Raw genomic sequence first — 14,506 nt, 5'->3', positions numbered from 1 at the left:
CGGTGGGTTTTCCATGCTGTTCAAGATATTCACGTGTTGCCACCATATAATCAAATGCAGATTCTGTTTCGCTAAAGCGTAAGTTCATCAGTTTGCCAGTGGCATCATCAATGAAAACCAACAGACAACATTTGTTACTGCGGCCTTCAAACCAATCATGATGTGAACCATCTATCTGAATTAACTCACCATAACAATCACGGCGGTAACGAGGTTGGTAAACACGAGGCTTTCGTTTGAAATGTGGTACCCAAAGGCCATCAGCGATCATCCATTGGCGTAAGGTTTCTAATCCAATTTTAATTCCGTGGCGTTCAATCAATTTTTCACGTGCCAATGTGGGTCCAAAGTCTGCGTAATATTCGTGGATCAGGTTTAAACATTGATGGCGTATATCAGCATTGATTTTGTTGCCTGGCGATTGTCCACGACGTTGATGCACTAAACTAGCAGCACCAAGATCTCGATAGCGTGTTATTAATCGTTGAACCTGACGAACACTGACATTAAGAAGCTGAGCAGCATCTTTGCGTCTGATCCGTTTTTCGCAAACATCACGAATTGTACCTAAGCGAAATATCTCTTTGTCATTCATGGTCACCAACATATTTTGTTTAACTCACATTGATCAGCAGATACCGATCACTATAGAAAAACAGGACATTTTATCTTTGCAAAAAAGAGACACTTTACCTTGGGAGCTACATTCGAAGTGCGCAACAGATACATTACGTTAAATAGAGGCAAAATAGCTAAAATTTAGGTCGTATATCTTTTCTACTAAATCTCATCTGACAAAATATTAAAAATTCGACCTAATTTTATTGCAATATATTATTGATTTTTACGATAATTAACAATCACCCATTACTAAATGGACAATAATTTGAAACGGGCAAAAGTAAGAAAAGCTAGAAAAACTCACAAAATTGTAAGTGACGTACTTCAACCAAAGCGCTTCTTAGGAAGTAAATTAGAAGCAAAGCAAGCTTCATTTCATAAATTCATATTTAACTCTACTAATGACGAATTTGAAAAAGCGATAAGAATAATAATAAAAGATAACGATATTTTTTCTCTTCTAAGTCAGAGTAAATCAGACGTTAGTGAAATTTTTAAAACCCTGATGTTCAGTGATGAACATATTAGTAAAACTAACGTTATACAACTATACTTCGGAATATTCTCAAGAGAGATAGATAAATTAATATTATTTAATGATACAAGAAAAATTATTGAAGATCAGTTTATAAAAGGTAATTATTCAGAGGTTGAATCATTACTCTCAGAACTCACCCGTAATGTAGGCCAATCAATCTGGGCAATAAATTTACAATTTAATTTATACACAGCAAAAAAAGAATACTCAAAAATTGATACTTTTTTAGAATATTTAAAGAATGAGAATGACAATAATCTATTTAATGACGTGGTAAGGGTATCAGGCTGGAAGTTACAAACAGTTGATTCTAAACTAATTTTAGAATCAATGGTTAGACGATCAAATAAAGAATTTATTGCGGGAAAAGCTTTAGACATCGCGGCATTCTACTCATTATTATGCTTACCTACATCTCTTTATGAAGATGTAGACTTATTATGTAGTATTTATTGGTTACAAAGACTTCCTCTAGTAGATCTTTTTGATAATTTTTGTAAAATAATAGAAAATGCAATTATAGAAGAATCTTTGAACGAAGATGACAAGGCTTTATTGTTAACCTTATTTAATGAAATTGGAATAAATATTAAATCCATTAAGATATCAAAAATCATAAGTTATTTAAATGGCAACATAACAAATGAATTTGAGTGTGAATTTGATAGTCAGATAAATAATTATTATGAAGGTAATTACAATAAAGTTATTGATGAACTTGAGTCAAATTTACATGAAACCAAAAACATTATAACAAAGATAAATATGTATGCAAAATCATATATCTATACTAAAATAAAGCCTAATGGTCTACCTGATCTTTTAAAAGAAATAATAGATAATATAATTTCGATTTATTCACTTAACAATACTAATCAATCGGCTGATCACTTAGTAGATTTGTCTATTAAATACTCTTCATTAGAACTATCTGACCATATTTTAATTAGTATAATTAAATCCGCACCATATTATTTCCCTTCAAGAACAAAAGAAAAAATAATTGCAAAATCTAGTTTTTTAAATATTCCATTAACCCCATTATCATATAATCTCAGAACACCACCGTCTATGTATATCAAGGATGATGGTACTAGTTTATCACCACATCTCAAGCTAAAAAAGAAAGCCATTGATTCAATTAAATCACCTTCAGTAATAACATCTTGTTTAGTTGATGAGTTTTACAGCCTAAGCCCTATTAATAAAGATGCAATAGAGTTAAAAGTACAATATTTATTAAAAAATAATCTTAAATATGAGCTATTAAGTTTTTCTGCAACCGAGCTAATCAATAATCCTAACGCTAATGTATGTATTCCACTTGAGGAAATATGTTCAGACATTAACAATAATTCGATATACACAATTGATTCTGTAATATGTAGTTTCTTTTATAATCATTTCTCAGAACTTGATGGTAGCTCTCTACTCAACGAGGTTTTTGAAGAGTACTTCTTCACCTTAAACGTTAAAAGGCCTAGTGAAATAATCTATACAAACTTAAGTAACAAGCAAGTATTTGTTTTAAATGTCATTTCAAAAGTCGATGTAATGGACTACTTGGGATGTTTCGACGACGATAGTGATTTAAAAATTGAAAGAATTAACATTCTAAATAAATTAGTATCTCATCAATATCTTAATCAATCAGATATTGATATGGAATGCAAGTTAATTGTTGATGATATTATCATAGAAAGTGAGGCGGCCAAATTTAATGACTCTAAGATTTATGTGGACACGAGATTTATCTTAAATAAAAGAAAAAGTGATATCGAATCTTTAATGTATAAATATCACTCTCATAGTAAAGATGGTGATGACAATCTTGTCATGCTTGAAGATAGGACAATTTTAAAAGGAATAAAGAACGAAGCTTTAACTCGGCTATTTAAAGTATTACTAATTGAGTATATGGATAATAAAGAAATTGGTTTGGATAAAAATCTTAGTTCTGAAATTAGACATGGTTTTTTTAGTAATTTAATGTGTTCAAACCTTCAGAAGCGACAACTAATAACCGAGTTAGATGAAAAGGGATTTTATAAGTCAAATGAGTATTGGAGAGAATACTATAAAATTGTTCACGATAGTATATTAGACGATATTGATGATATTCTTATAAAATTTAGTAATGATTTTAATAGTCTTATTGAGTTAGCTGAGCAGTGGATGAAAACGTCTCTAAATGACGATGAACCAAACAGAATTTTCACTTTTAATTTTGAAACGACAGACTTTGATAGAGTAAGAGCGGTGCTTGATAATCAGGGTACTGCCGAACAAGTTTCAAACGAAATTTTTAATGTATTCAATAATAAGTTACTTATATGTCTTGAAAAAATTAAAATTAAGCTAAACGAAGTGTTCATGGAAGAAGTTGACCGTTTATTTTCTAAGCTTATTGACGATATAAACCTTTGCAAGCATGGTACAGCATTAACCGACTTATTTGACGAAATAAGACTTGCTAACACAGAAGTTAAAGAAGATGTACGCACTGTTTGTGAATGGTTTTCTATAAGAAATAATACAGATGTTGATTCATTTGAAATTAGTAAAACCGTACAATTAGCTGAAAGATATTTTCATCAGATTAGCAATGTGAATATAAATGTTGATATTAATATCAAGAAAAATTTCTTAGTCGACGGAAGTCATCTTTATGCTCTCGTACTTACTTTTATTAATTGCTTCAATAATTGTTTCAAACACTCTTCTAGTTGCGCAAAAAGTATTGATGTTTTAATTGATGAAAATAATAAAGATTCTGGATTTATTATTAACATAAGAAATAAAATTGATGATAAAACCAAAGAAATTTTACTAGAAGGTAAGTTAGACATTATAATTAAACAACTAATAGACATGAATAACCATGACCTACTAGTTAATGAAGGTGGATCAGGATTATATAAATCTTTGCATGATCTAAAAATGATTGATATCAATTATAATATGACTCTATATGTATTTGATGATTATTTCAATGTTGAGATCAAATATGAAAAATAAAATTTTAATTGTAGAAGATAATGAGTATAAAAGAACAAGAATAAAAGAGTTGATTTATTCTGAGTTTCCAGATTGTGATATTTCTGAGTGCTATTCTTTTACTTCTGCATGGAAATTAATATCAAATTGTAAATTTGATCTATTACTTCTAGACATTAGTCTGCCTACATTTGACAAAACAGATTCAGATCCAGGAGGTATGTTTCGAGTTTTTGGTGGAAAGGAACTGGCTAGAAAAATTAAAAAACGAGGAATAACAACTAAATTCCTTTTTATTACACAGTTCACAAGCTTTAGCAATAGTAGTAGCTTTATCTCTTTTGACGGTTTAAAAGAAGAGCTTCTGTCACACTATAAAGAAGAATGCCTAGGTTGTATTCTATATAGCAATACTGTCAGTGAATGGCGCGAAGAGCTTATAACACACATTAAAGAGTTATAATTATGAAAGTATTAGTTGTGGATGATAATCTTCCTCGATGTAAAGAAATCTTAGATTTATTAAAATCATCAGCTGGAGTTAATGAACAAGATATTTACACTTGTCATAATACTCAATCGGCAAAAAAAATATTACGAAATATTAGATTTGACTTTATGATTCTTGATGTTGTTTTACCCAAAAGATCAGAAACTCCATCAGCTAATTTTGGTTTAGCTCTTTTATCTGACATAAAGAAACGACCTAATATTTTAAAACCAAACAAGATCGTTGGTATTACTGCACATACAGATGATATTGCTAGTTTTAAGGATGAATTCGAAAATCATTGTGAAATCGTAATTGAAGCTTCACATAGAAACAAAACATGGAAATCAAGAATCATTGATTCAATTAAATTCGAAACAGTAAAAAGTGTATCAAAGTACACGAGTACAAATAACGTAACCTGCCTTTCCGTACATGGGATTCGTACTTTTGGTAAGTGGCAGCAAGATTTAAAAAAAACTATTGAGTCTCATGTTAGTTCAGTCAATTTTGAACATTATAAATATGGTTATTTTACAGTTATATCATTTTTCATTCCCTTTCTTCGAAACTTACAGGTAAAAAAATTTAAGCAGGCCCTGTTAGAAATAATTAAAAGAAAAAACGACGATGAAATAATTATATTTTGTCATAGTTTTGGTACTTACGTAGTTGTGAACGCTATAGACTCTCTCATTAAAAATGGCGCTAATTGTAATAAAATATCAAAACTTGTTCTAGCCGGAAGTGTCCTTAAATCAAATTATGATTTTACAAATATTCTTACACAGACTAATATGAAAATTATAAACGACTGTGGATACAATGATAATATTCTTTTGCTATCTGAGGGATTTGTCCCTAACACTGGAATGGCAGGACGAGTAGGTTTTTATGGACTCAACAACCAACGATTTTCTAATAGATATTTTTCTGGAGGCCATAGCCATTATTTTGATAAAAGTAATAATTTTATTGAGAAATATTGGCTTCCTCTTTTTTTTAGAGATTCTGACCTAAATATAGTTGATGACAGAAATTTTATCACTTTTAGATCTCGTCTAATTGAAATGGTTTTCCATACGATTGGTACAGTGAAAGAGCTCTTCTATATTATTTTTGCTATATGGCTTTTATTCAATTTAATTTAGCTTAAATTCAACCATGAACTGCGACACTCTTTAATACCAAGTAGCCATCGCATTTGTTTGAAAATAACAGCTGGCTGCTTGAACCCTAAACACTTTTTAGGACGGTTGTTTATCCTTGATTGAGCAATTTGGATATCTGGTTCTGTCGCAAAGTTAGGAAAACAGAGAGCAGTGAGAACTCGAATTACTGACTTTAAACTTTTATGCAATTTAGGGGGGTGAAATCCAACGGAACGAAAACGTACGCTAACAAAAAATAAGCATGTCATTTAAGTTGCGAAACAGCTAGTAATGACACATAAGTTATGTCATAAAATGATTTTGATGTATTTTTTACCAGTAATCGTAGGGTATACTACAAAGTCACATCGTTTTTGGTACAAAAAGCGTTCAATAGAATTATTATTTTAGGATTCATAATTCAGCTAGACCTTACAGGACATAGCTTGAGAGCTAAGTCTGGACTTTCTGCTGAAATAGGCGCAAACCCCCTTAATTGAGCAAAATGCAAGGGCGAGAAAACACCAAGTATGAACAACAAACGGCCATATCGAACGAACTGTGTTCGTTCGATATAATCGCGAATTTTAATTGAAATAGATTATTTTTGTGAAGAACAGTAGCCAGCCTTTGGCTGGAGCCAGATATCTCAACCTGAAATAGGAAACTGCAGCCTACAGCTTCACTTTTAGCCCCTAATGCTTAACAGACATTCTTATTTTATGTCAGTACAAATCACTATTATTGTATTGACTACATCCTATAAGTAACAAGCCTAGAAAAAAGAAGAAGAAATCAACCAAAAAATGTCGTCTGGCCCAGACTTCATCAGCTTTTGATAACGATGAGCAATATGAAACCACCATGGATAATGCCATTCAGTTGTTAAATACCCAATATGATATTGCCTCACCACCAATCAAATAGAGTGTATAGAAAAAATGCTCGCTTGCGGTACCAGCAAAGTGGGAAGTAAGCACTACGAATGTGAAAACTCAGCTTGTGAGCATCACAAAGAGCTATAACTCTTGTAAGAGTAGGGCTTGTAGTTATTGTGGAGTAATGCTGACAGAAAATGGATAGCGAAGCAGCTTCCACCTTGCCAATATATGAATATCAACACATGACCTTCACTATGCCCGATAAGCTATGGCCCATATTTTGACTTAATCCTTGTTTAATCAATCCCTTATGCCGCTGTGCGGTATCTGCATTCTTGAGTTTTTCAAAGAAACGGGGAATAGAAATTGGCCTATTCTTGAACTGACTCCCAATAGTTGGTCGTCAACTTAATTGGAATGCCCATTTCTACCTATCAAGTCACGCGCGGAGGCAATAAATCTCAAAACTAAGTGATGGGGAGATATCTACTTTAAGGTCGTAATGGTAGAGCAACATTGTAAGCAGCAAGTGGTCTCGTTCTTACGAAACCACTACCATAACTTGAATACCAAACATAATAACTATCAACATATTAGAGACTTTCGAGGATGGAGTCAGTTTCTCTCTAGTCAATACAATCGAAAGTGACGTATTCAAGAAGACAGAAAATGTCAGTCTAACAGTTAGATATCTAGACCGCTATTTTAAACGGTCACCAATAACGGCTTCTCGCGTGCGTCATTACCTAGGTGGTTATGTTCATTTTGTCTGCAAAGATCATAGAGATAATTGCTATAAAACGTTAGTGCTTAGTCAAATAGAGATGGTCGATCGGTTAGTCTCACATGTTCCTTCAAAAAAATTTTAGAGCAATCAGGTATTATGGTTTTCTGTCAAACAGAAAACGGGGAGAAGCTTTACCGTTGGTTTATGACTTACTGGATCCGGTAGAGTCAAAACCATTGAATTATGCGAAAATGATGCATTACCTGGTACGCATAGATCCATACAAATGTATTCTGTGCGGTGGTCACATGTGCTTTGTGAAGATAGAAATGGGCGGAAAGGACATGAGTTAGTTACTTTGAGAAAAGCAACGATACGGGAAAAACGGCGACTTTGTTACAGTCTTACCTGAAATCAGGCAAAACGCCCAAAACAATCAAAAGCAACCTGCCTTGTTATAAGAAAGGTGACTGTTGATTGATTTTTAAGTATTGCGGTCAGAGAGGTTAGGAATTGAAATTCCTAACCATTAAAATTATTTAATGTATATACTTATCTACAAGTGAATACAAAATAGCTGCGGTCTCATTGTCCATGCGGCCATCGTAATTTTTTTGCCTAAAATGTAGTTGAAAAGCTCTAACAAGCTTTTGATAACCATCGTTAGTATTTGCGTTAGAGATATCATATCCATATGCATTCATCTTTGAAATGATATCCTTCTGAATTGGAATACCTTCCTTATGAAATTGAATTAAATATTTATCTTTAGTTTCATCATCATACCAAGCTCCAACCCCAAATTGATATAACTCAAACCAAGGAAACAAAGGCCCAGGATCACTTTTACGCCCCACTGCTATATCAGAATGACCAATAACATTTATCGGCGATATATCAGGGTAACGCTGTATAATGTTCAACGCTAATGTTTTCACGGCCTCAATTTGCTCTTGCTTGAATGGTGGAAAAATAAACTCGCCATGCTCATATTTCGCTAAATTAACAATTTCAATACCAATTGATGTGTCGTTAAGACTACTTCGACCTTGCCAATGACTGATACCTGCATGCCATGCTCGATCGCTCTCATCAACAAGGTTGAAAATACGCATATCTTTAAAGCCAGAGTTAATGTAGTTTTTTTCAGTAGGATCTGGGACAAGATAGTGCGCACTTACGCCACCATCTCCAGCAAGAAGTTTAACTGATGAAAAAAAATCAGCAGCAGTATAATGCATGACAATAAAGCGAATACGACGATTAAAACCTTTTACTGAACGATAACTATTATAATCAATTTTGCACATGGCGAGTTGCCCTTTAATAACAGATAAGAAACATAGTTGAAACTACAGGAACTCATCAAATAGTGAAGATGTTCCTATGGCATATACTATTGATTGTAGTGATAACATAATCATTGCTGAAAAAAGTAGTTATTTTATAATTCATATCCTTTTAGTTAACTTTCGCTAATTACATTAATCTCGTTCTACCAGAGAGATAAATCAAAAGATGGTAAGGAAATGTCAGATTACATCGTAAAGTTAAAGAACCAGAGGGCAATTGATAGCTCCAATCATCGAATTTAAACTATCATCTAGACTCTTATGCAATTGCCTTGTTTCTATTTCCCATCTGGCGTCACTCGGTTCTGTCGCAAAGTTTTATGAAGTACGGGCGAGCCAAATTTCAAATACAATTATGCAGCAAGCGCATAAAATCGCTCCCAAACTGGTAAGCTAAAATCACCAACTTGCCCCCGTTTGAGTTGTGTCCAAACTTCTTGACCTGACATCGTAGCTTGTGCTCCCTCAACAGATTTCCATCCTAATGCTTGACGCATCTACTGCTTTATAGGTCGATGACTTTGTTCAACAATGTTGTTGAGATATTTTACATCAATAACTTCAATCAGATTGAGCATAAAAACAACACTTTTCCATAATTGAATATTCATATTATGAAGTGCTTGAGTATTGGCACCACTCTTATCTATGACTACTTTCTCTGGCAATCCATTTGTTCGAATAGCCTTTCGTAGAAAGGTTTGAGCGGCTTTTTCATTTCGTGTTTGACTAAGATAAAAATCTACAATATCACCGTATTTATCGACTGCCCGATAGTAATACCGCCATTTCCCTTTGATTTTGATGTAAGTCTCGTCCATCCGCCATGAACTTGATACATGGTGTTTGCTCGTTCGTGCATTTTGCTCAATTAAGGGAGCAAAACGAATGACCCAACGATTAATGGTGGCATGATCGACTTGAATTCCTCTTTCAGCAAAAATTTCTTCGATGTCACGGAAACTGAGTTTGTACGCTACATAGTAGCGTACAGCTTGAAGGATGATATCTGACGGGAAATGATAACCAGAAAATTGCATAAAAGTTTAGATGGCAGTTTAAATTTAATGATTAGAACTCCCAATTGTTTTCTGGTTCCCTAAATTTGCGACAGAACCGAAATAATTTATCTCTAATAAATACAATCAAAAATAGCACATACCGATATTGGGCCAACAGTTAGAGACTTAGACTGCTACTTTAAGAGCCACCAATAGGTGGCTTAACAATTACGCCATCAAAACTATACAAATGTATTCTATGTAGTGGTCGTTGTGTTTTGTGGAGCTAAAGCTGAAAAATTATGGACTAGTTACTTTGAGAAAAGCAACCATATAGGTATAGAAATCCTTCTCTTTGAATAGTCGTCTGCCTAAAAATCAAATATCCCTCCATGTAATGATGAAACATTATGTATCACGACCAAAAATTACTTAAATAGTATTAATTCTTACTTATTATATCTTTATAGTAGTTTACGAAAACAATATAGGTATAGGAGAAAATATTATGAAAAAGTCTTTCTCAATAGCTATTTTATTAGCATCAAGTTCAGCGGCGAATGCAACCTCAAAGTCAGTCGTCCTAGATGCAATTGATCCAGTATTAACAGCCTGTATTGATTTACGCTTAGATAAACTAGTAAGAAAAGGTACTAGTCAAAGTTCAGATTTGACGGTTGACAATTATAAATACAATACCAATGGGAAAATTATACAACGAGATTATTTAGATAGAAAATTTGATTATGAATATAATTTTGATGTAATGCTGAAAAAGCGAGTGCTTTAAGAACGGAGAACAGAGAACAGAGAAGGTATTATCATTAAACGAAAGACTGATAATCAGATCACTGATCGATATACTCTATTAATAGAGTACAATGATAATAGATAATTTACGTAATTAAATAAACAAATAGGAGAAATATAATTAACCTATAATCAATCGTGATTCTATTTTTTATAGATTAACAAAATATGTGGGAAATGATTGAAAACAATGTAACTAAAAATATGTGGCAAACCTCATGTTTTTTAGTGTACCAATCATCATAACATCTTTGGTAATTAACGTGTTGAAAAATTGAAATCACAATATATATAATAAGTTTAACAATGTTCTATTTAAACATATATACTCAGATCACAATCTTTTATTAAAATACTTATATCATCTTTAATTAGGAAAATATATCATGAATGATCAATGGCAAAAAAAATACCTTTTTGAATACAATGAGCTTGTATCGAAATTTCCTTCACCTGAAAAAATAATTAGTGATTATATTAAAGATAAGTTTAATACCGACCTACATTGGTTTCACTGGGCTGATCCTGATAATCTTTATTTTGTCCAATTTTCTCAATCCCGAAGTAACAATAAATCTTACACCGGATGGGATCATTTAGAAAAATATAAAACAAATGCAATGACACTCACACAAGCAGCAATGCTTAATATGGGTCATCGCTTTTCAACTTATGACGATGCAAATTCAGTGGCGGGAATCTATAAAACAAGCAATGCAAATTTATTTGATGAAAAAAATGAAGCGAAAATGCTCCCATCAGAATATCTGAGATTTATATACAATTGTGACTTTGCTGGTCTTTATAATAAAGCCTTATCTGATTATTGGTCGAAATATTATGAAAGATTCAAACTACTACTTAAAAATTATTATGTTTCCTCAATTTTATATCTTTATAAAAATAATTTAGTCAGTAAGGATGAGCATGATTTTGCTATGGCCGCATTAAATCGAGAAAATAATATATCATTATTTTTCTTTGATATATATGGCTACTACTCCTCTGATATTTTTTTGGCTGAGAATAAAGAAAGAGTAATGCTTTTTATTCCCGGTGCAACAAATCCATTCTTATTTTCAGAAAATCTTAATAGTTTACGTGGTCGTCTTAAAGAAATAATTAAAGAACAAAATAACACAAGTTTACTTTCAACGCATTTTTCTTTATATGATAGACAAGATGGAACTTCATATTCTGGTGTTAATACCGCTCTTAATGGAATAAAGGAAAATAAAAACTTTGATGAGTCTTATTTTTTTTACTCCCCAAAAAAAATCACTGAAAAAAACGTTTTTGAGGCGATCGCTATTTTAGTCAAGAAACGCAGTTTTAGCGATGGTGATGTCCTTATAACATCAAATTCTGAAGCATCAAAAGAAGACGCACTAAATATTCTTCAGACAATTTTATCAATGGCTCCAATATTTGATGTCATTATTCCTGAGGTATCTGTTCCGGCTAGTTTGGGTATTCTCGCTACCAGTGTTGGACTCAGCTTTGATCAGTTAATCAATGGGGATACTTTCGAAGAACGTCGTTCAGCGATTCCGGGAGTGGTGACAAATGTATTATTGTTAGGGCTATCTTTTGCAATTCCATTCATCATTAGTAAGGCCAGTGCAAACAAAGAGATACTTAATGAATTTGTAAGTAATGAAGATAACATCTTGAATGCTACAAATACTGATGATTTCCTTAAAGAATATAGCATTAATAAAGACGATATATCTTCAACTAGCGTATTAGAAATCAATATCAAAGAAACCGAACAGTCTGTAAATATCGTAAAACTTAGTGATGAAGACAATAAAATCATAGCTGTCAAGGGTAGTGCTCTAAGTGGTATCTATTATGAAGCGGACATTAAAACTGGATATGAAATTTTCTCTCGAAGAGTTTATCGCACCGAATATAATAATGAGATTGTATGGGTTCGAAGTGGCGGGTTAAACGGTGGGAAGCCCTTCGATTTTACGACACTTGAACTACCTATATTTTTTGAAGATCAACCATATTCCAAATTAGCTTCATCGGAGTTATCTTTTATCAACGATGATAGCCCACTTTTATTTCCTAATGTGGATTCAAGATTACCGGCATCAACGTCAGAAATGGAAATGATGCATTTTTATAATGATCGTCCTAAATTTGTTGAACAAGATTTGATCTTGATGCGAGGGACAACTGAAGAAGAAGCATGGAATATTGCAAGTACCAAAACAGCAGGTGGAAGCAACGAAGCATTGAAAGATATTTCTATAGAGGGTCATCCACAAACGGACGTAAGCACCACTGCGTACACTACAGATTTTAAAAGTGCAGATGCTGCGAGTAGACGACATTTTCTTGTTATTGTAAAAGTAAAATTAAAGTATGTCGTAGGTAATAATGAAGTTTCGCATGTTAATCACTGGGCAATTATTGATGAAGCTCCTGTAGAAGTGATGGCTGTTGTTGACCGACGTTTTTTGTTCCCTGAACCTCCATCTCAATCAGAATTATCAATCTTACAAAAAATGTTACGCCTAAGATTTTTTAGAAAAAATATAGCTGAAAATGCCAGTATTAACTTCCAGAAATTAGCTAAGGGAGATATTAATGTCCTCAAAGGGCGAGGAAGTATATCATCAACGCGTCAGCGTGCAATTGAGCCGTATTTTATATCTTCTAATGCTGACGAACTCCAAGGTGGATTCTATACTAAAAAAGATCGGTTTAATAATTTGGGTTATGATACACATTTTTATAATAGTTCTATAGGGTCAAATGGTGCTCCCACACTAAATACCTATACTGGTGAAATTCTGACAGATTCATCCTCACTCGGTTCAACGTATTGGAAAGAACATAATCTTACCAATAACACAAATATTATTCGCGTATCAAATTCTGCTCGTGGGGCAAATGGAATCAAAATAGAACTTGAACAAGTTCAGGCAAATAAACCAGTAATCATTACGAGCGGAAACCTAAGCGGTTGTACTACAATTGTCGCCCGAAAAGGGGGGTGGCTGTATAAGGTACATACAGGCACTACAGAACCAGTGGCTGGTTTTACTAGTACAACAGGAGTACAAAAAGCGGTTGAAGTTTTTGAATTATTACTCAAAGACGGAGCTGGATTTCCTAAAGTGAAAGGTATAATGAATAATGATTTTCTGGTCAATTACTTAGCGGACAACTTTGATGAATCATTAATAACGTATGCATCATCTGATGCGAAGCAAGGCAGTATAATTACCGTGAGTCGTGATAACGTTCTCACTTTCCCTTACTACACTAATGATAATCTGCTAGGTTTTGGTACATCGGCAACTATATTGGCGAGAGTCGATAATAATACTCTTGTAAGTTCTTTATCAGAAAGCTATTCGCTTACCACAGACGGAGCAAAAGTTTCAATATCAAAGGCTTTATCAAAAAAATTTAATGTTGAACAGCTGGAGTCAGGTGTCTCAACCGCACAGCCGGAGTCAGGTGTCTCAACCGAACAGTAGCCAGCCTTCGGCTGGAGCCAGATATCTCAACTTAAAATAGAAAACTGCGGCCTAGAGCCTCACTTTTACCCCTTAATGCTCGCTAAATTTAGCGGGCATTCTTATTTTATATCAGTACAAATCACCATTATTGTATTGACCATATCCTATGAGTAACAAACCTAGAAAAAAGAAGAAGAAACCAACAAAGAAATGTCGTCCGGTTCAGGCTTCATCGGCTTTTGACAACTATAAGCAATATGAGACCACCATGGATAATGTCATTCAGTTGCTAAATACTCAATATGATATTGCTCCGCCAAAAGATCACAACGAAGAAATTGCATTAATTTATCAATATCTTATTGATAAGTTTGGTGACACATCGACTACTGCATTCAAATTACATGAAGTATTAATCTCGCTTGCTCATATCGCAGAGCGAGATGGTGCAACGCC

General features: G+C 33.3%; 8 protein-coding genes and 2 pseudogenes. 7 read left to right on the top strand and 3 right to left on the bottom strand.

The genetic code is table 11. The annotated features are described in order from the left end of the window. The coding region (locus tag CTN07_RS21195) for an ISNCY family transposase (RefSeq protein ID WP_107183760.1) at positions 1-595 on the bottom strand (595 nt) is incomplete at its 3' end. Between the two features lie 291 nt (positions 596-886). Between CTN07_RS21195 and CTN07_RS21190 the strand changes: the two genes are divergently transcribed. The 4 genes and pseudogenes from CTN07_RS21190 to CTN07_RS21170 form a co-directional block, all read left to right on the top strand. After that, a complete protein-coding gene (locus tag CTN07_RS21190; RefSeq protein WP_146154900.1) occupies positions 887-4,177 on the top strand; it encodes a hypothetical protein in 3,291 nt (1,096 codons plus the stop codon). After that, entirely contained in the window at positions 4,167-4,619 is a 453-nt protein-coding gene (locus CTN07_RS21185; protein WP_036766167.1) for a response regulator, read from the top strand. The genes CTN07_RS21190 and CTN07_RS21185 overlap by 11 nt, the downstream gene beginning before the upstream one ends. 2 nt (positions 4,620-4,621) lie before the next feature. Further along, entirely contained in the window at positions 4,622-5,797 is a 1,176-nt protein-coding gene (locus tag CTN07_RS21180) for a response regulator (protein WP_005306740.1), read from the top strand. Positions 5,798-6,705: 908 nt separating this feature from the next. Beyond that, positions 6,706-7,817, top strand: a pseudogene (locus CTN07_RS21170) (IS91 family transposase); the annotation flags it as partial. 127 nt (positions 7,818-7,944) lie between these two features. On the opposite strand, the gene CTN07_RS21165 reads toward CTN07_RS21170, so the two are convergent. Next, a complete protein-coding gene (locus CTN07_RS21165; protein WP_005306737.1) occupies positions 7,945-8,715 on the bottom strand; it encodes an N-acetylmuramoyl-L-alanine amidase in 771 nt (256 codons plus the stop codon). A gap of 395 nt (positions 8,716-9,110) precedes the next feature. Further along, positions 9,111-9,797 (bottom strand): annotated as a pseudogene (locus tag CTN07_RS21160) (IS6 family transposase). Positions 9,798-10,266: 469 nt separating this feature from the next. On the opposite strand from CTN07_RS21160, the gene CTN07_RS21155 reads away from it, so the two are divergent. From CTN07_RS21155 to CTN07_RS23175, 3 genes are all read left to right on the top strand, one after another. Next, a complete protein-coding gene (locus tag CTN07_RS21155) occupies positions 10,267-10,548 on the top strand; it encodes a hypothetical protein (protein WP_036766163.1) in 282 nt (93 codons plus the stop codon). 406 nt (positions 10,549-10,954) lie between these two features. Further along, complete coding sequence (cnf, locus tag CTN07_RS21150) at positions 10,955-14,068, top strand: CNF1 family cytotoxic necrotizing factor (protein WP_005306733.1); 3,114 nt, start codon at positions 10,955-10,957, stop codon at positions 14,066-14,068. A 148-nt stretch (positions 14,069-14,216) separates the two neighbouring features. Then, positions 14,217-14,506: hypothetical protein (locus CTN07_RS23175; RefSeq protein ID WP_249030819.1), on the top strand; the 290-nt coding region annotated here is incomplete at its 3' end.

It is taken from the genome of Photobacterium damselae, from assembly GCF_003026815.1.
GTDB lineage: Bacteria > Pseudomonadota > Gammaproteobacteria > Enterobacterales > Vibrionaceae > Photobacterium > Photobacterium damselae.
The sequence above is the reverse complement of the archived record's forward strand: the minus strand, read 5'-3'. Positions and strand labels throughout refer to the sequence as shown.

Bases quoted from the DNA above. Each gene is read 5' to 3' on its own strand.
- CTN07_RS21185 (WP_036766167.1), top strand. From the start codon at position 4,167: ATGAAAAATAAAATTTTAATTGTAGAAGATAATGAGTATAAAAGAACA.
- CTN07_RS21155 (WP_036766163.1), top strand. From the start codon at position 10,267: ATGAAAAAGTCTTTCTCAATAGCTATTTTATTAGCATCAAGTTCAGCG.
- CTN07_RS21165 (WP_005306737.1), bottom strand. From the start codon at position 8,715: ATGTGCAAAATTGATTATAATAGTTATCGTTCAGTAAAAGGTTTTAAT.
- cnf (WP_005306733.1), top strand. From the start codon at position 10,955: ATGAATGATCAATGGCAAAAAAAATACCTTTTTGAATACAATGAGCTT.
- CTN07_RS21180 (WP_005306740.1), top strand. From the start codon at position 4,622: ATGAAAGTATTAGTTGTGGATGATAATCTTCCTCGATGTAAAGAAATC.